Raw genomic sequence first — 19,415 nt, 5'->3', positions numbered from 1 at the left:
TTTTTTGTAAACCACAACTCTTAGTCTAATTTAAATATCAATCTAAGCTCATGTTAAACCCTACTGTTTACGATTTTTAACCGCTCGACGAATCAACGCAATAAATACACCCAACATTAAGCCCAAAACACCAGCAACAGCCAATATTAATTTAGGTTTGGGACTCACTGGCTTATCCGTTACCGAAATAGAACCTACCATTTCTGTAGGTAAAATGCTTTTTACCCCTCCACTATTTACTAAAGCTTCATATATTTTTTGATGTCTTTGTTCGACTAAGGCTACAGTATTTTTGACCTGGTCAATTATTTTAGATTTATTAGTTCCTCGACTCGTCACCAATAAAACCCCATCAACTTTTTTAATCTCACTTAAATTAGCAGGCGCAATTCCATTTAAAATTTCTGCCGTTTTATTCGCAGGCTCAATAGACAAATATGGCTTAGCTTCATCACCTAGTTGTACCTGTTGTACCTGTTGTACCTGCATCTTTACCGATGCTTCATATATGTCATCGACCCCAAAAACATAAACCAATGAAGACAACAGGGAAAGAAAAACCGTAACCAAAATAGTAGTTTTTTCTTGAACGAGTCCATCCCATAATTCAAATAAATCTATTTCATCATCAATGTATTGATTATTTTCTAGCTGGTGATCTTTCAATTTACAACCCCTTATCTTTAAAACTGCAAAGATTATACACAATAAAACAGATAAATTACGTATCAACAAGGATTTAAGGTTTTTATTCTAATTACCCACAAGGTTCTCTATAATGTCAAGATGTTGCTAACCTAACAATAAAGGCTTACTTTTATGGATATTACCCAGCTTCTTGAATTTAGTGTTCAACAAGGTGCCTCAGATTTACATCTATCTACAGGCCAACCACCGATTATCCGTATAAACGGCGATATTCAGCGTGTTGAAGCGCCTAATATGGAGGCTGAGCAACTCCAAAACATGATTTACGATGTGATGAATGATGAACAGCGCCGAGGGTTTGAATCGGAACTTGAAGCCGACTTTTCCTTTGAACTGCCGAAAATCGCTCGTTACCGTGCCAATGTATTCATGCACAATCGCGGAATTGGAGCGGTATTTCGTACTATTCCTAGCGATATCATTACCCTTGAAGAACTCGGTGCGCCAGAGATATTCAAAGACATTTCCAGTTTTCCAAGAGGCTTGGTATTGGTTACCGGGCCTACCGGTTCGGGTAAATCAACCACCTTGGCCGCAATGATTGATTACATCAATAAAAAAGACCCCGCACACATCTTGACGGTTGAAGATCCGATTGAATTTGTACACCAGCCGATTCGAGCACTGATAAACCAACGTGAAGTGCATAGAGATACCAAAGGTTTCAACAATGCCTTACGTTCCGCATTACGTGAAGACCCTGACGTTATTTTAGTGGGTGAGATGCGTGATTTAGAAACCATCCGTCTCGCTCTGACCGCTGCAGAAACCGGGCACTTGGTTTTTGGTACTTTGCATACCAGTTCTGCTGCAAAAACCATTGACCGTATAATCGATGTTTTTCCTGCGGAAGAAAAAGAGATGGTGCGTTCGATGCTGTCTGAATCTTTAAGAGCGGTTATTTCGCAAGCCCTGCTCAAGAAAACCACGGGGGGCCGAATAGCCGCACATGAAATCATGCTGGTCAATTCAGCCATCCGTAACTTAATACGTGAAGCCAAGGTGCCACAAATGTATTCGGTTATTCAAACCTCAAAAAAATTGGGCATGCAAACCATGGACCAAAACTTGCAAGACCTAGTCGCTAAAAACCTGATAACTCGAGAAGATGCGCGTTCAAAAGCCGCAAATAAAGCAGCATTTGCTTAAAGGAAATCATGATGTCTGTCACAGAAAGCCTTTCCGAACTGGATAAACTTTTAGTCTATTTCTCTAACAATGGGGGGTCTGACCTTTTCATCACCGCAGGCCGACCAGCCACCATGAAAAAGGATGGCAAACTGATTTCATTAACCGAAGACAAACTCACGGCGGAGATGTCGAGAAAGTTGACTTTTGAGTTGATGAATGAAGATCAAACGGAAATCTTTGAAAACACACAGGAATGTAACTTTGCCTATCACATTGCGGGGATAGCCCGTTACCGTGTTAACGTCTTTGTACAACGTGGAACCCCTGGCATGGTTATCCGTTCAGTTCGTACTGAAATACCCAATTTTGAAAGTTTGAACCTTCCTCCGATTCTTAAAGAATCCATTATGGACAAACTCGGACTGATACTGATTGTTGGTGGAACGGGATCAGGTAAATCAACCACCTTGGCAAGCTTACTTGATGTACGAAACAGTACGATGGATGGTCACATCATTACCATTGAAGACCCTATCGAATTTGTCCATAGCCATAAGAAAAGTATTATTACTCAGCGTGAAGTTGGGGTGGATACCGATAGCTATGAAAATGCCTTGAAAAATACCTTACGACAAGCACCAAATGTCATATTGATTGGGGAAATCCGTAGTAAAGAGACCATGGAGCATGCCATTGCGTTCTCGGAAACAGGTCACTTGTGCTTGTCTACTCTACACGCAAACAACACCAACCAAACCATTGACCGTATTGTTAATTTCTTCCCTGCAAACCAACGCGACCACATTTTGATGGATTTATCTCTGAACCTTAAAGCGATTGTCTCTCAGCGTCTGATTCCTAAAATAGGGGGTGGATTAATTGCCGCAGTAGAAGTGCTAATCAATACTCCACGTGTCGCAGAGTTGATTTTTAAAGGCAAGGTCAGTGAGATAAAACAACTCATGCAGAGTTCTGGTGCCTTAGGCATGCAAACATTTGACCAAGCTTTGTTTGAGCTATATGAAAATGGTCTCATTACCTACCAGGATGCACTTAGAGGCGCTGACTCAATGAATGATTTACGCCTTAATATCAAATTAAATAGCAAACTACCGAAACCAACCGATGACGAAGGTGAGCTTTTAAATGAAAACGTCACATTTAGTTTGAAACAAGAATAGACAACAATAAAGTTAAGCATATGTTTTTAAGAACAACAGGGTTAATTGCATTAACCTTTTACCAGGCCTGGTCATTAAATGCCATGGCCTCTAATCAACCCGTAAATAATTCAATTAACTCCGAAACGGTTTCAACAAGCATTGAAAACTATTGTAAAGAGTGGTCAAAAAAACTGCGTACCGTTAAATACCAAGGCTGCTTGGATTTGGGCTTGGAAGCGAGCGATGCCAAAAGTGCTCAAGGGCGCTTACTAACCCAACGTCACTTCAAACCGTCACAGTTGAATCAAAACATCCCTGAAGGGCGTATTTTATTTATTAGCGGTATCCATGGAGATGAATACTCGGCGATAAGCATCACCTATTTATGGATGCAGAATATGCTTAAGCACCAACATGAAAATCGTCAACACTGGCTGTTTTATCCGTTGGTCAATCCTGATGGCTTATACCGAAATCCGGCAACACGCATGAATGCCAACAATACCGATTTAAACCGCAATTTTCCTTCTCCCGACTGGGACGAATTGGCTTTAAAGTACTGGAAAAAATACACCAAAGAAAATCCACGTCGTTACCCAGGAGACAGCTCTAACTCAGAACCTGAAACCCAATGGCTGGTAAAAACCATCGAAGAGTTCAAACCCGATGCGATTATCTCTATCCATGCGCCTTACGGTCTATTAGATTATGACGGGCCTGACCATGCTGTTCCCAACAAAATCGGTGCTCTAAAGCATAGGGCCTTAGGAACCTATCCAGGATCACTAGGTCGTTATGCGGGCGAGTATTTAAACATTCCAGTGTTAACCCTAGAGTTGCGTTCTGCCGGAAGTATGCCAAGCCAAAAGGAGATATATGGCATGTGGAAAGACGTTGAGCAATGGACCATTACCAAAATCAAAGGCCAAAACATCCAGGAGCCTCCAAAAGGTTTTAACCGGCAGCTAATAAGCCTAAAAAACGAATAACCCGTGAGCAAAACCAACAAGACCAATAAAAAAGGCTTAATTTGTTTAACAAATTAAGCCTTTTAAGCCGACCTAGCCATCAGTCACTCTCTAACGATTGATTCTTATGAAAATCTCACTTAGCCGCAACCTGAATAGTGTCTTCAGATTGAACTACGACTTTCCAGTCGCCGTCTGGATCTCTTTGCCAGAACTGCTGTTTAAGGCTGTTACTTGTTTTCCCTGGAAAGGTGACATAAAACAGGTTGTTTTCATTTGGATAGCGATAAACACTGACCGAATTCCAATCAACGATATGATTATTGTCTTGCAACCAGGCTCTAACATCCGCTAAAAGACGCTCTTTACTTTCAGAAATCCCTAAAGCAGAGTGTTTTTTATCGACAATGACAACCGGTGTTGAATAGGGCAATTGATAATCAGCCAATAAACGCTGCATCGCTGCATTATTCAAAACCACACAACCTCGGCTTGCTCTTGGCGCTCTGGTATAGGTGTCGCTTGGTACGCCATGCAACCAAATACCAGACCCTGTCTTACCATGTGCTTTATCCCAAAGATTGGGATAGTTGAGTGGCAAAGCGCCTACCCCGTATAAGTCCGGTAAAGTTGAACCAGGAAGCAAGTCGACCATGTGATAAACGCCGATAGGCGTTCTCTGGTCGCCCTCTTTTTGTTTTCCACTTCCTTTTTTGCCCATCGTCACATAATAGTCGGCAACCCGCTGCATCTGACCAGTTTTATTACGTTCAAACAGGTATAAACGACTCTCTTCAAGCGAGACTAAAATGACATGTTTTTGATTCGCCGTTTTGAGAACAAAATCTTCAAACCCGGTTGAGCTATCTAAACTGTCTTTGGAAAACTGCCAACGCACCTCTGCTTCAGAAAGTAGCCTATCAACCGTTTTAGGATTGGCTTGATGCACCTTTTGCATCAAGGCTGTTTGCCCGGATTTTGCGGCCAGTAAATCGGCCTTTAAAAGTTGGGCAAGCTTGTATTTAGGGTAGTTTTTCTGCAAATCCGAAATATTGGATAACGCCTTATCCAACTCCAAGCTGTTAATGGCATTTAAACTCGACAACAGTTGTTGCTCCACCTTAACGACGTCGTCCGCCTGCACCGATAACGCTAGTAGATTGGTTGTCATCAAAGATGCCATTAAAGACGTTTTAAACAGGTTACGCATATTAAAGACCCTGTTGAATGGAACCGAATACATATGATTAGTGGCCTTCATACATCACGACCTCTTGGACAATCTTCCATGCCCCATCATGCTTTTGCCACAACAATACTTTGTAAACATCATCTTTGAAGCGGTCTGAATGATAACGCTGCAAAAACCGGCTCCGCATCATTGTCGGCGAAATCGGTGTCATCTGGATTTTATCCAAAAACACTTTAATAAATTTAGGGTTTTGCAAACTACGGTAACGGCTGTTCTTCCAAGTGTTAAATGACATGCCATCTTTGGGTATAAACGCCTTATCGTCGTAAAAACCGAGGTAAGTTTCAACATTTTGTTCAGACCAGGCCTGGCGCCACTGCTCCAACCTATTTTTAACCAGACGAACGGCATCCGCATTTTGGGCGTCGGTAATCACGTTATCGCTAGGTAAATTAGCTTGTTTAACATCAAAATAAAGCCACTGCGCTTTGGGTAAAATCACAGGCGTTTCTTTGAAAACACGTTGATAGGCTTGCTGAGCATCATAAGCGTAAATTTGATTGAGGTTTTCTAACGTAGTCGCTACCTGGACATCAGCCTGTAAGGCAGAATCTAGACGTTTTTTAGCTTCTTCATAACGCTTTTGTTTAATTAAGATAACCGCAATATTATTTTCAATGGCACGCTTTAATTCCGGAATTAGATCACCAGACTTATTCAAGTTATTCCATAAAGTCAATGCTTGCTCTAAATTGCCCTTTTGAGCGGCATCAAGCCCTTGTTGAAAAACTTCCGCTTGCTTTACTAGGTTTTTTTCTTCAACCTGACTCGCTTGCACAGATGCAATCAGCATGACGTTAATGATCAAAAACAAACGTAATGACCTACCAATCAGATTGTAACTACTTGAAAATAAAGACATAAAATAATGAACACTTAACAATAATAAGAAAGTTAAAAAATAGCTTGGTATTTTAACGTAAATCGCCAATCCCAACCATATTACTTTTCAAAGTTTTAAGCTCATCACGAAGTTGTGCGGCCGTTTCAAAATCCAACTCTTTAGCCGCCTTGTACATCTGTTTTTCAATTTTCTTGATATGGCTGGCCATTTCTGCTGGTGTCATCGGTTTTTGGTGAGCATATTCCGTAGAGTTTTCAGCCACTTTTTTAGACTTACCAGGCCTGGTTGATTTGGATGCATAAGGTGAATCTTCCAAAATATCGCTGACCTTTTTATTCAGACCTTTAGGTGTTATTCCACGTTCCAGATTGTATTGAATCTGTTTAGCTCGACGACGCTCGGTTTCCCCTATAGCGGTTTCCATTGAGCGAGTTATCTTATCCGCATACAAAATCGCCTTACCTTCAACATTTCGTGCCGCACGCCCTATGGTCTGAATCAAAGAACGCTCCGAACGTAAGAAACCTTCTTTATCCGCATCTAAGATTGCCACCAAGGCGACTTCTGGGATATCCAACCCTTCCCTCAACAGGTTAATCCCCACCAATACATCAAACTCACCTAAGCGTAAATCACGAATAATCTCAATGCGCTCAACCGTGTCGATGTCCGAGTGCATGTAACGCACACGTACATTATGGTCTTCAAAATATTCAGTGAGGTTTTCCGCCATACGTTTAGTTAAGGTAGTGACCAAAATTCGTTGCCCTAAGTCGGCGCGCCACTTTATCTCTCCCAACAAATCATCCACCTGGGTGGTTGCTGGTCTAACCTCAATAATCGGGTCTAATAATCCAGTAGGACGCACCACCTGCTCGACCATATGGGAGCAATGCTCCGCCTCGTATTTACCGGGAGTGGCCGACACAAAAATACTTTGCGGCATGGCACGTTCAAACTCCTCAAACATCATCGGTCGGTTATCCAAAGCCGACGGCAGTCTAAAACCATACCCCACTAAGTTCTCTTTTCTTGAACGGTCGCCTTTATACATGCCGCCAATTTGGGGGATGGTGACATGGCTTTCATCAATGACTAACAACGAGTTTTTTGGAAAATAATCCATTAAGGTCGGTGGTGGTTCACCTGCGTTTCTACCGGATAGATAACGTGAATAGTTCTCAATCCCGGTGCAGTAACCCAGCTCCACCATCATCTCGATATCGAGTTTGGTGCGCTCTTCCAAACGCTGCGCCTCAACAAGTTTATTCATAGAACGCAATTGTTCTAAACGCTCTTTGAGTTCAACCTTGACCTTCTCCACCATTTCCAACACACGTTCGCGTGGTGTCACATAGTGCGATTTAGGGTAAACCGTAACCCGAGTTGGACGACTTAATACCTCACCCGTTAGCGGGTCAAACCAAGCGATACTTTCCACTTCGTCATCAAACAACTCAATACGCACCGCATACTCTTCCGCTTCGGCCGGAAAAACATCAATCACATCACCGCGAACCCTAAAGGTACCCCGCCATAATTCAACATCGTTACGTGTGTATTGCATTGAGGTCAAACGCGCTAAAATATCCCGTTGCGAAATCGCATCGCCTAAACGTAACTGCAAAATCATCTTCAGGTACATTTCCGGATCGCCCAAGCCGTAAATGGCTGACACAGTCGCAATCAAAATCACATCTTCACGTTCTAGCAAGGCTTTGGTGGCCGATAAACGCAATTGCTCTATCTGTTCATTGACCGAAGAGTCTTTAGAGATATAGGTATCCGAAGCAGGCACATAGGCTTCTGGCTGGTAATAGTCATAATAAGAGACAAAATACTCCACCGCATTATTCGGGAAAAAGCCTTTCATCTCGCCATATAACTGAGCCGCCAAAGTTTTGTTATGAGCCAAAATAATCGTGGGACGTTGCACGGTTTGAATGACGTTGGCAATCGTAAACGTCTTACCTGAACCGGTTACCCCCAATAGGGTCTGATAAGCCTCTCCATCGCGGATTCCTTCGACCAATTCGGCAATCGCAGTAGGCTGATCTCCACTAGGTTGATAAGGTGAAACTAATTCAAACGCTTTTGACACATTTTTTCCTTTAAAAATACCTATAACTTCCAGTAGAATGGAGGGTATTAACTTTTTTAGAGCTTAGAGTAAATTTCCGCGTCTTTACCAAAACTTTTAGCCACTCAAATTTTGGCGACATTTGGTAATTCAGCTCGATATTATACCCGCTCAACCACCTGTGGAGAAATTCAATCAATGGCCAACTTATCTGACCGTGTCAATCGTGTAAAACCCTCTCTTACACTTGTAATTACTGCAAAAGCCCAAGAATTAAAACGCGCAGGTAAAGACATTATTAGCCTTGGTGCCGGTGAACCTGATTTTGACACACCAGAACACATTAAAGCCGCAGGTATCTCTGCGATTCAAAATGGCGATACACGTTACACTGCGGTAGACGGAACGGCCGAACTTAAAGAGGCGATTAAAGCCAAATTTAAACGTGATAACGGCATTGATTATGAGATGAACCAAATCCTGGTTTCTTCCGGTGGTAAACAAAGTTTCTATAACCTTTGCCAAGCCGTTTTGAATGATGGCGATGAAGTCATTATCCCTGCTCCTTACTGGGTCTCTTACCCAGACATGGCTCTGTTGGCAGGCGGTGAACCAGTCATTATTGAAGCCAGCATTGAGCAAGGTTTCAAAATCAATGCACAGCAATTAGAGGCGGCGATTACCCCTAAAACGAAAATGTTGGTATTAAACAGCCCATCAAATCCAACGGGTGCGGTTTATACCGCAGAAGAACTTAAATCTTTGGCGGATGTTCTAATTCGATACCCTAATATCATCATAGCCTCAGATGACATGTATGAACACATCATGTTGGACGACAGCAAATTTACCAACATCCTAGAAGTGTGCCCTGAACTTTATGACCGTACCGTAGTGATGAATGGCGTATCTAAAGCTTACTCTATGACAGGCTGGCGAATTGGTTATGCGGGCGGGCCGGTTGATTTGATTGCGGGTATGCGCAAAGTTCAATCACAAAGCACTTCAAACCCTTGCTCAATTTCCCAAGCGGCCTCGGTCGCAGCCTTAAATGGCTCGCAAGAGTGTATTCAAACCATGTTGGTGGAATTCAAGAAACGCCATCAATATGTGGTTGAACGTATCAACTCATTGCCAGGCTTCAAGTGCATCCATGCCGTAGGCGCGTTTTACGCCTTTATGGATATTTCTGGAGCGATGGCGCTTAAAGGCTATAAAACCGATACCGATTTTGTCGGCGCTTTACTTGAAGAGCAATTGGTTGCCGCCGTGCCAGGTTCCGCATTTGGTGCAGATAAACACATGCGTTTTTCTTTTGCTACCAGCATGGAAAACCTGATCAATGCGATTGACCGTGTTGAAGCCTTTATGAAAAGCTAATCTGTTTCAAAACCAAAAAACGCATCGGTACAAATAACCAGGCCTGGTAGGTTCTAGAAATACCTTCTAATAAATAAGAACCAGGCCTGGCTCTTAAAAATCTTGAATAAGATTTAGTCACGCCATATTTGACTAAAATCTATACTTAAATCACACTCTCTAATCTTAAAATCAAACCGTTCATTACTATAATCGGCTTCTTTAATAAAACGACCTTCATGTAAACGATACACTTTTGCCATCTTTTCATCAGGATAGGCCAAGATATAAAACTTCACCCCTTCTTGCTGATAAAGTTCAAACTTAGTTAACTCATCGCGTTTTGCCGATGTAGGCGAAACAATTTCAACAATTAGCTCTGGAGTTTTTGTGAGTTTTTCGCCTTCAATATTACAAGCAATCAATACATCAGGGCGCACCACGGTATCATCTGAACTTTGCCAGTCAATTTCAGCTAAGACCTCGCAGTTGGTACATTTCTTTAAGGATAAATCAAATTGAAATAAAAAACCTTTTTCAATACGTTGATGTGAAATCGACGGTGAAGGAGCCATTGCATAAGGGGCTCCATGAATCAACTCCCAATCACCTTCCCAAAGTGCATAATCTCTAACTGTATAGTGTTCTGAATAGGCCAATGCCATGAGCAACATCCTTTTTATAATTCATTACTATCATACACTTAAATTGTAATTTTGTTAAAACTAACAATGAATGATACAAGCTCACTCTACCGAGCTTCTCTCACGCAAAAACACCGGAAAACGTGGTAAGCCATGTTTGGTTAATCCCATGTACTGAAAGGTAATGATTGCTCCTATTTTAGGTGGATGAATTCTTTGTTCATCATTTAAACCACTGCCGATATTAATCGTAATATTATTCTTATCACTCAAGCTTGGAAATAACTGGCTTAGTTGTTCAGGCAATAATTCACAAATTATCGCGCCCACTTTACCCAGGTATTTACCCTGACCATTTGAATAACCTTTCACCATGCATTCAGCGTCTTGCTTAAGTTTCACTTTAAGCACGGAATCCAATCTTCCTGTTTGATAAGGCAGGTTAGGATTTCTAACGACCAGCCCTTCACCTTTAAGCCCCAAAACACGCTTAAGCTCTAACTGTATATCTGTATCCTGAATAATGGCTTTTTGAGGAATGACCTTCAGATATTTTGCCGATTTCTCATTTACAAACCGCTCAACTACTTTTAGCCTTCGCATTAAATTACCCTGCTGACCAGGTACTTCAAAAACATTATAGGTAATTCGACTCCAACGATTATCAGGAACCTGTTGGCGAACAATGGAGACCGTTTCTGCAAATTGATTGCGACCTAGCCATAACTCACCATCTAATTCGAAATCAGGAAATTCCGCAGTAAACCAAGCAGGGGCGTTAAATACATTACCTTGACGACTTATCAGGTTTTTACCATCCCAATAGGCTCTTACACCATCCAGCTTTTCACTCATTACCCAACCAGAAACCTCCAGGCCTGGTTGATAGATCTTTAAGAGCATTAAATCTGGCTTTGATTTAAGTTTTAACGCAACATTCTGGTTTTCCGCTGCAGCGCTAAGCTGACTTAAAACCAGCAATAACCAAAAAAGGCAGACTCTAAAAACCAAAAAGCCTGGCAATTTGACCAGGCTTTTTGGAATATTTTCATAGAAAGAACTGTTAAAACCGCTGTGCATTATTTTTCATCTTCAAAACGCAAATCAGCTGAGATTTTGGCCAAGGTCTTCTCACCAATACCCTTAACCGTTAATAGATCTTCTGGCTTGCTACAAGCCATCTTTTGACAATGTTCAGAAATTGCCGCCGCCTTTGCAGGACCAATACCAGAAAGTGCTGCAGAAATCTCCTCAGCAGAAGCCGTATTGACATTCACAGGGCTAGCAGAAACAGAAAAACTTAAAATTGATAAAACACCAATTGATAGAGTACTAAATAAAACAACCAAAAAACGATTTTTAATTACCATTTCATTCTCCAAAATCATGTATTCATTAAACTTAAGTCATTGAATTTACTCAAAGACAGAAATTACAATAACATACCCTAGAAAATAAATTAAGTATTTTTTACACCACTAAAACTCAAAATACGTAACTTAATTCAAGATCAAACACCGAAAAATAAACTAAGTTATAATACGAACCATTAATTCATCTTTCATTAATTTAGGTGTTACGTTTTGCAAATATTCCCTGACCGCTCTATTTTTGTTTATCTTCATAGGGCTATTGATTTAGTACTTCCTTTCATATTGCTTTCATTAATTACTTTACTTTTTAATACCCCCTTCCATGAACGCTATCAAATCATGGGAGCTAGTGCAGGAGTCTTACTCCTACTAACTTCTCAATTTACGGGAGTTTATACGAACTGGAGAGGTCGCTCAATATTTCAAAGTGCCAAATTAATCATGCAAGCTTGGTTAATAACATGGGCAATTCTTATTATCTTAGCTTTCTGGTACAAAGATACTGTAAATTACTCTAGGCTTGCTGTAACAACTTGGGCCATATTCGTTATGTTTATTTTAATCGCCTACCGCATAGCAATTAGACTCGCCTTAATTTACCTTCGAAAATCAGCCCAAAATCATAAAAAAATAGCCATAATAGGAGCTGGAAAAATTGGTAAGCAACTAGCCAAGAATATTAATGAAAACCCTTGGATGGGGTATAAAGTCACCGCTTTTTACGATGACAACCCTAAAATACTTAATCAAAAAATAAATGATATCCCTGTGATTGGTTCAATTGAAGTTGTTGCAGAAGATACTAAAAACATAAAGTATGATGAAATATACATCTGCCTTCCTTTGGGGGCTGATCTAAAAATCAAACACCTACTAGACGAACTTACAGATACAACAGCCATTGTAAAATACGTACCCGACCTTTTTACCTTTGATTTAATGCATGCCAAGATGCAAGATATAAAAGGCATGCCTGTATTCAGTGTCTTTGATACACCGCTTAGTTGTAACTCTTCTCTGGTTATTAAACGACTTGAAGACGTCTTACTATCATTGCTCATACTAATATTAATTAGCCCTATTTTACTTGTTATCTCTATTGCCATAAAACTGACTTCGTCAGGGCCAGTCATATTCAAACAAAAACGCTATGGTTTAAATGGTAAAGAAATTGAGGTCTATAAGTTTAGATCAATGACAACCCAAGATAATGGCTCTATCGTAAAACAAGCAACTAAGGGCGATACACGCATAACGCCATTAGGAGCTTTTCTAAGAAAAACGAGTCTTGACGAACTTCCACAGTTTATTAATGTACTACAAGGCAAAATGAGTATCGTTGGCCCTAGACCGCATGCCATTGCACATAACGAAGAATACAGAAAAATCATTCCTAAATATATGCAACGTCATTTAGTAAAGCCGGGTATTACGGGATGGGCACAAATCAACGGCTGGAGAGGTGAAACAGATACCGTAGAAAAAATGGAAAAACGTATCGAATTCGATCTTCACTATATTAACAATTGGACATTGTGGTTTGACATAAGAATTATCATTCTTACGATTTTTAAAGGCTTTATAAACAAGAATGCCTACTAAGTTGTAGGCATTTACAATATCATATTTTATCTAATTTGTTATCTTCCATAAATATCATCAATTCTAACGATATCGTCTTAACCAGTATATTCACCGACTAGTACTTTAATCTGTAGCGGTACACATCCTCGGGCTTGATCCAGGGACTTCAACACATAAAAAACTTATCTAACTAATTTACCATTAAAAAAATACTGCTTTGAGTAAAAACAATTTTCCATCGAATAAGCCTACAAACTGCTTGGGTAGCACCTTACGACTTAAAGGCCAAAGGCGAGTGCCGATACCTCCTAACAATATGATATATTAATCATTTAATTTTTCCTGAAATTTGCCCCACTCTTGTTCTACAAAATCAGAAAACTTTTGTTTAAAGACTTCATTTGAAAATTGAAGTGCATGGTTACGAATAACCTGAGGTTCAAACTTAACTTGCTCAAAACGGTTGATTGCTTCCATTAGAGAACCCATTGTTTGTTCTTTAAAGTAGATTCCCGTTTTCCCATCGATCACAGTATCTAACAAACCACCTTTACCAAAACCAATCACAGGCGTGCCACAGGCTTGAGCCTCGACAGGTGTAATACCAAAATCTTCTTCGGCAGCGAACATAAATCCCTTTGCTTTTTGCATAGATTCTTTTAAAACTGAAAAAGGTTGGTATCCCAGCAACTCTATATTCGAATAACACTGCGCAACCTTTTTAATTTTTTCAAAATCAGGCCCAGTTCCGATAACACGCAATTTTTTTTCAGGCATTTGAGCAAATGCCTCAACAATCATATCCATTTTTTTATACGGAACCATACGCGAAGCGGTTAAATAAAATTCTTCTTTATCTTCAAATAAATCAAACTCATCAACGGATACTGGGGGGAATATAACATCAGATTCACGACGGTAAACCTTTTCAATTCGGCGTTTTATAAAATTCGAATTCGCTACAAAAACATCAACCCGGTTAGCCGTACCCACATCCCATTTACGAATCCGATGCAATAAATACTTTGCAACCCAACCTTTCAAACCTTTATTCAATCCTGACTCACGCAAATATTGATGCTGTAAATCCCAAGCATAGCGAATAGGTGAGTGAACATAACTAATATGTAACTGATCTGGACCTGTTAAAACCGCTTTAGCAACCGCATGAGAAGATGAAATAATGAGGTCATATTCAGAAAGATCAAACTGTTCAACGGCCAAGGGCATTAGCGGTAAATAACTTCGATAATTGTTTTTTGCTTTTGGCCACTTTTGGATGAATGAAGTTTTGACAGGTTTATTCAAAATAAAACCACGCTCATCAGAAGGCAAAAAATCTACAATACTAAACAAATCGGCTTCAGGATAAACTTCCAATATCTGCTCTAGTACTCTTTCGGCACCGGCATAGGTTACTAACCAGTCATGAATAACAGCAATTTTTTTCAATGTACTATCCGCTTACTTAATGTTTTTATTAGAAATACCGAAATAATTGCAGATAATAAATAATAGATAATTACTCCAGAAAATATATTAATAATTGGAGAAAATATTATTTGCATGGCAATAACGGGATAAATCAAAAGACTAGAAAGGTTACCTGAAAATAACCCTTTATAGAAATAACTTGAAACAATTCCAGAGAAAAAAGCCATACCAAAAGACAATGCGCCAAAATCTAGAATAAATGGCCCCCAAAATGAAGTATAGACACCTGTTTTGTGTGCAACTGAGGCAAGTTCGGAAAAAGTCGGAACTTCGAACCCTAAAAATGCAAATAGCTTCACAAATGGGTAAAATTCATACATTCCAAAATAATAATTTGACAAACCAACATGATTAAATAGACGAAACCACTCCACAACTCCATGCACCACATAGTGTAAAAAATTTAGTAACGAAAATAAAAATACGCTATTAACTTCAAAATTTGGAAACAAGGCTTTTGATTCTAAAGATACCGAAATAAAATCAACATCAACCCTAAAAAAAGTTAGGTAAACGAAATATGAAATAGTTAAAACCGTTAATAATAAAACCCTAAAAAAGGGAATATTTGTTTGGTTACCTTTCAAGCCATTTGCAATAACATGCGCCACAAAAACCATAGAAAAGACATAAACAATGGCAGTCATGGAAGACATGATAAGTGCATCAAAAAACCAATAAACCCCTACCAACCAAACAAACAAGACCTTTATTTTATTTCTAAAATATCTCCCATTAATCTGAAAAATCAAAACCACTAAACCGAAAGGATACAAAAGTGCAGATAAAACACCGAGCCCCCCTGAATTAAGCTCGCTATACATTCTTGACATTTTATATTCAAATAACGACGAGTAAGAAAATGCAGAGTGCAAAAAAATGTGTTCAAAAAATTTTAATACAACGCCTAACACACCTAATACAAAAAGGAAGTTTAAAACCCTCTTGCCAGGCTGTTGAACATATAACATATCACCCGTTGATATGTTTTTAAATGGTAGGTACTTTACAAATTTAACTCCAAGAGCAAATAAAAACATTAATGACAATAATGTAACAATTCCTGAAGCCGTGTACTCAACATTGCCGTATGAAGCTGGTATTAAAAAGAAACCTATAAGCCATAACAGCCAAGCAAATACCAACATCTTTATCGGATGTAAACTATTTATAGTAAACTTCAATTAAATTCCCTTTAAAAATCCATAAACAACTAGAGCATTAAATACCACCATTATTAACCAATGGTCTTGTTCTCGTCATATTTGATTTTTAGTTTTACAAAAATTTTGAATTTCATCCAAATATAGCTGCTTCGCTCTGTCATCCCGAATCAGATCTTTATCATTTATAAATTCGCTAAGGTGTCTTTCAAATCACCATTAAAAAATCTGTGCCGTCAAACACACCGCCTTATCCCTATAAATAAGAGAATTATCAAGCTCTCCTTGATAGGCTTGTCTAAGCAAATATTTCTTCACAGAAACCTCATCACATTCATATCCATCGTAATCCTCACATTAATCTCTGATTGTCTAGTAAAGACTAACTGCAATAACACTTACAAAACCCTTATATTTCCCGTTTTGTATTTAGGATCATATTCCCTATTTTCTAGAAATTCATCCAAACTACCCAACTTAACATATCTCACCTTCTGATTAACATAAAGACCAGCCTCTTTGAGGTGGCCAGCAATAGAGGTACCAGAGCCGATATTGATCTCATCACATATAACAGTTCCAGGATTTAAGACACAGTTCGAACCAATATAGACCCCATCTCCAATATGGATTCCCTCTAACTTTATCAAACGTTTAGTACCCTTATTAAAATGTACAAACCCATGAGTCCATAAAGTTGAATTACGCCCACCAACAATACAGTTATTACCAAATATAACATTACAAGACAGATCTATATAATGAGCACTTGTAATTTTTGAACAAAATCCTAACTTAAGACTAGATACCTTAGGTATCACCCTTAAGCCATTATTTTTAAGTATATTTGAATTACCAATGTGGCTATTATCTTCCATATAAACATCAAATCTACCCCTAAAAAAGTTCAATCTTCCTATGGTAGAGTTTTCTAGAAGAGTAACTGAATCACACTGTAAAAAATTAAAATGTGAAATTTTTGAATATTTACCAAGCTTGATATTTTTGTTCAGAATGAATGAAAGGCCAACTTTAGAAGTTTTGTGAAGATTTAATCCGCACAGATTCAAAAAAAAATTTCTTAACCTAGGAATCCATACCAATAAAACAATACAATTAATTAGAAATAATCTAAACATAAGCTACTCCGAACAAGACAAAAATCAATACGGGAAGTTGAATCAGCCTACTAGTGATACGAACATCAAATACCGAAGTCAATTGGATAAAAATATACATCAACAATAAAGCAGCTGAAATTAACGCAAAACCTGAGAAGTTATCTATAAACAAAAATATCAAAATTAAAGGGAGCAGGAAAATCCCACGATATAATACTTTTTTCTGTGCTGACTTTCGAACAACTTGCAATTCTAAGAAAGATACCGAAATCCAAAGAAAGGTGTAAAAAACGGACCAAACACTCAACTGACTTTTCATAAAAAACATAATAACTAAGAAAAAAATTAAACCACCCACCCAAAATACCCACCAAAGTTTAAAAAAGGCGATATTAGAAATCTTATATAGCTCAGAATAAAAGCTTATTTGTAAAAATTGATATCCCAAAACTAAAACTGCTGCAACCCTTAAAGATAAATAAAGTGTTTGGGATTCATCATTAGACAATATCTCAGGAATGTATGCTCTGGGAAACATCACAACTACTATCGCAATCCAACTAACTAAAAAACTATAAAAGCTTTTTTTGTAATAAACCCCAAGGCTTCTTTTCTTCGTGTTTTGTAAACCTTCTTTGTTTTGTGTTTGTAATTCTTTAAAAACAACATAAATTAAAAAAATAATGATAAAAATTGAAAATAACTCAGCGTAAAAAAGTGATTGACTTCCCACAACTATAAATAAAAAGATGAACACGTAAGGTAATGCGTCAAAAAAAGATGATATTTTTACATCATTCCTACATTTATATGTAATAGAAAAGAAATAGGAAAAAACCATTAACAAAACCAACAAGATTGCTGTATTAACCTTTATCCCCAAATTAAACACATGAATGGATAACAGGTAAACAATCAAAATCAAGGAAAGAGAAACAAGTAAATGTTTATAAAAATGATATTGAAAAGGAGAATGTTTTTTTTCGAGAGTGAAATAAGGATAAACCGCTGTCATTCCAAATGCTACTACTGGCCATGACAGCAATGCAATGGCAATCACCTGTTCGGCCATAACATAATATTCTTGACCTTCTGACCATAATATAAGGAAAGGTACCAAGAAAACCACTGCTTTTGCGGCAGAAAAAGAAAGAAATGATATGAACCATAGTTTTCTAACCATGATTTAAAACACACATGAATGCAAAAGTAATTTTATCAATATTTTTTTGTTCTATACATCGTTCATCACTTAGCGGATCACTTATTATTCCCTCAAAGGAATTAGCAAATATGTAGGCTTTAAATTGATCTATAGTTTTTTTATTTAGAGAAAGATCCTGACTAACACTTTGAATAGTAGGCAATGAAGAAAAAAACGCATTGCTAAATAAAATAACATCTTTTCCTAAAAGTGCAGCCTCATAAGCAACTGTACCTGACACAGTAGATGTTTTTCTCGATTTCTTAATTAATGTATATGAATCAATTGATTCATCAATCAATTCGACTCGATTAATACCGCTTATTTTTCTAAAAAAGCTAGGGGATCGATCACCAATCGCGTTGGTATGCTCTTTAACTAGCAAAAAACAATCATCAGGCAATTGCCTTGCTAACCAATATATATTTTTTAGCTGATCCTCATAATAACGGCCTATAACATCAATTGAAGCTTCAGGTTGCTTATGAAGGTAATATACCCAAAACTTTTCCGGTAAATCTCCATAGCTTAATTTTTTTACGAAAAACCTATACAAGTAAAAATTTATTTCTTCCTGAGCCTTATTAATTAAAAATTGGAATTTATTAACCCTTTGAGTTGGATCTTCAAAATCATTTTTTTCTTTGTGAAAGACTAGCGTTATTTTTTTCAATATTCCTTTAATACGGTTTGTTAAAGAGTTTTTAAGATTATTTAAGTGAAAATAATCTGGCTTCTTAAGCTCAAAGTCCCACATAACAGGATGAGCTGGGTTTGATTCAACCTCGTAAATTTCTTTTTCGTATTCATCTTTAAAAAAGGCAAACCTACCATTTGGAATGCGTATGGTATGAGGCTTTAAGTACTGGCAATTCAAATCACTTATAGAATTACACATCCTATTAATTAAAACCTCATGTGCCCAAGTAATTTCACCGAAGACAATAGAAATTTTGTTTTTTACAATAAAGTCATACACAGGTTTTTGAATTGATGTTAAATAATTCTGACCAAATATAGTTTCATGTCTTAAAACACGATCTGAATATATCAACTCATTTAATTTAAAGTCACCTAGTGCAGAGTTGTTTTGTTTTGAAATCGAACGAGGCAGAAAAAGAATTTCTTCTTGATGAACACCTTGCTCTAGAAGGTAATCAGTCCAAGTTTTAGATACAGAAACCCAATAAATCTTAATACCTTTTTCAGTCAATTTTTCTGCTATCTTATGGAAGAATATAGTTTTTTGATAATTAGCAACAAAAGCAACCGATTTCATTTTATCTCTCTCATCAGTTGAAACGCTTCAACATAATTAAATTCGACA

The 19,415-nt window shown here is 38.1% G+C and carries 17 protein-coding genes and 1 pseudogene; 5 read left to right on the top strand and 13 right to left on the bottom strand.

The annotated features are described in order from the left end of the window. Positions 1–60: 60 nt before the first annotated feature. Positions 61–666: a Wzz/FepE/Etk N-terminal domain-containing protein gene (locus L6421_RS02520; protein WP_237262854.1), complete on the bottom strand. Its 606-nt coding sequence runs from the start codon at positions 664–666 to the stop codon at positions 61–63. A gap of 153 nt (positions 667–819) precedes the next feature. Here L6421_RS02520 and L6421_RS02515 point away from each other — a divergent pair, with 153 nt between their 5' ends. Genes L6421_RS02515 through L6421_RS02505 form a run of 3 tightly spaced genes read left to right on the top strand, consistent with a single transcriptional unit; the run spans position 820 to position 3,991 of the window. After that, the gene (locus L6421_RS02515; RefSeq protein ID WP_237262853.1) at positions 820–1,857 is read left to right on the top strand and encodes a type IV pilus twitching motility protein PilT; all 1,038 of its coding nucleotides are present in this window, start codon (positions 820–822) and stop codon (positions 1,855–1,857) included. 11 nt (positions 1,858–1,868) lie between these two features. Continuing rightward, the gene (locus L6421_RS02510) at positions 1,869–3,020 is read left to right on the top strand and encodes a PilT/PilU family type 4a pilus ATPase (protein WP_237262851.1); all 1,152 of its coding nucleotides are present in this window, start codon (positions 1,869–1,871) and stop codon (positions 3,018–3,020) included. Between the two features lie 20 nt (positions 3,021–3,040). Beyond that, positions 3,041–3,991, top strand: coding sequence for a M14 family zinc carboxypeptidase (locus tag L6421_RS02505; RefSeq protein WP_237262850.1), 951 nt, complete (start codon positions 3,041–3,043; stop codon positions 3,989–3,991). Positions 3,992–4,106: 115 nt separating this feature from the next. Here the strand turns inward: L6421_RS02505 and L6421_RS02500 are convergent, their stop codons facing one another. Genes L6421_RS02500 through uvrB form a run of 3 tightly spaced genes read right to left on the bottom strand, consistent with a single transcriptional unit; the run spans position 4,107 to position 8,167 of the window. After that, positions 4,107–5,231 carry a L,D-transpeptidase family protein gene (locus L6421_RS02500; RefSeq protein ID WP_237262848.1) on the bottom strand — a complete coding sequence of 375 codons (1,125 nt, stop codon included), beginning with the start codon at positions 5,229–5,231 and terminating at the stop codon, positions 4,107–4,109. Next, positions 5,218–6,084, bottom strand: coding sequence for a tetratricopeptide repeat protein (locus L6421_RS02495; protein WP_237262846.1), 867 nt, complete (start codon positions 6,082–6,084; stop codon positions 5,218–5,220). The genes L6421_RS02500 and L6421_RS02495 overlap by 14 nt, the downstream gene beginning before the upstream one ends. A gap of 52 nt (positions 6,085–6,136) precedes the next feature. Beyond that, complete coding sequence (gene uvrB, locus L6421_RS02490) at positions 6,137–8,167, bottom strand: excinuclease ABC subunit UvrB (protein WP_237262845.1); 2,031 nt, start codon at positions 8,165–8,167, stop codon at positions 6,137–6,139. Between the two features lie 177 nt (positions 8,168–8,344). Here uvrB and L6421_RS02485 point away from each other — a divergent pair, with 177 nt between their 5' ends. After that, positions 8,345–9,526 carry a pyridoxal phosphate-dependent aminotransferase gene (locus L6421_RS02485; RefSeq protein ID WP_237262841.1) on the top strand — a complete coding sequence of 394 codons (1,182 nt, stop codon included), beginning with the start codon at positions 8,345–8,347 and terminating at the stop codon, positions 9,524–9,526. Positions 9,527–9,639: 113 nt separating this feature from the next. On the opposite strand, the gene L6421_RS02480 is transcribed toward L6421_RS02485, so the two are convergent. The 3 genes from L6421_RS02480 to L6421_RS02470 form a co-directional block, all read right to left on the bottom strand. Then, complete coding sequence (locus L6421_RS02480) at positions 9,640–10,170, bottom strand: Uma2 family endonuclease (protein WP_237262838.1); 531 nt, start codon at positions 10,168–10,170, stop codon at positions 9,640–9,642. Positions 10,171–10,251: 81 nt separating this feature from the next. Further along, entirely contained in the window at positions 10,252–11,229 is a 978-nt protein-coding gene (locus L6421_RS02475; protein ID WP_237262836.1) for a DNA ligase, read from the bottom strand. Beyond that, positions 11,229–11,519, bottom strand: coding sequence for a ComEA family DNA-binding protein (locus tag L6421_RS02470; protein ID WP_237262834.1), 291 nt, complete (start codon positions 11,517–11,519; stop codon positions 11,229–11,231). Before L6421_RS02470 ends, L6421_RS02475 begins: the two co-directional genes overlap by 1 nt. Positions 11,520–11,732: 213 nt before the next feature. Here L6421_RS02470 and L6421_RS02465 point away from each other — a divergent pair, with 213 nt between their 5' ends. After that, complete coding sequence (locus L6421_RS02465; protein WP_237262831.1) at positions 11,733–13,124, top strand: undecaprenyl-phosphate glucose phosphotransferase; 1,392 nt, start codon at positions 11,733–11,735, stop codon at positions 13,122–13,124. A gap of 219 nt (positions 13,125–13,343) precedes the next feature. Here the strand turns inward: L6421_RS02465 and L6421_RS02460 are convergent. From L6421_RS02460 to L6421_RS02435, 6 genes and pseudogenes are all read right to left on the bottom strand, one after another. Next, positions 13,344–13,427 (bottom strand): annotated as a pseudogene (locus L6421_RS02460) (sugar phosphate nucleotidyltransferase); the annotation flags it as partial. Positions 13,428–13,430: 3 nt separating this feature from the next. Then, on the bottom strand, positions 13,431–14,558 hold the full coding sequence (locus tag L6421_RS02455) for a glycosyltransferase family 4 protein (RefSeq protein WP_237262828.1): 1,128 nt from the start codon (positions 14,556–14,558) through the stop codon (positions 13,431–13,433). Further along, a complete protein-coding gene (locus L6421_RS02450; RefSeq protein ID WP_237262825.1) occupies positions 14,555–15,784 on the bottom strand; it encodes an O-antigen polymerase in 1,230 nt (409 codons plus the stop codon). Before L6421_RS02450 ends, L6421_RS02455 begins: the two co-directional genes overlap by 4 nt. 377 nt (positions 15,785–16,161) lie before the next feature. After that, positions 16,162–16,902: an acyltransferase gene (locus tag L6421_RS02445; RefSeq protein WP_237262824.1), complete on the bottom strand. Its 741-nt coding sequence runs from the start codon at positions 16,900–16,902 to the stop codon at positions 16,162–16,164. Next, a complete protein-coding gene (locus tag L6421_RS02440) occupies positions 16,895–18,067 on the bottom strand; it encodes a hypothetical protein (RefSeq protein WP_237262823.1) in 1,173 nt (390 codons plus the stop codon). The genes L6421_RS02445 and L6421_RS02440 overlap by 8 nt, the downstream gene beginning before the upstream one ends. Further along, positions 18,060–19,367 (bottom strand): hypothetical protein, encoded by a 1,308-nt coding sequence (locus L6421_RS02435; protein WP_237262822.1) that lies wholly within the window; start codon positions 19,365–19,367, stop codon positions 18,060–18,062. Before L6421_RS02435 ends, L6421_RS02440 begins: the two co-directional genes overlap by 8 nt. Between the last annotated feature and the right edge of the window lie 48 nt (positions 19,368–19,415).

Origin of the sequence: Thiomicrorhabdus immobilis, assembly GCF_021654855.1 — a bacterium.
GTDB classification, from domain to species: Bacteria; Pseudomonadota; Gammaproteobacteria; order Thiomicrospirales; family Thiomicrospiraceae; genus Thiomicrorhabdus; species Thiomicrorhabdus immobilis.
The sequence above is the reverse complement of the archived record's forward strand: the minus strand, read 5'-3'. Positions and strand labels throughout refer to the sequence as shown.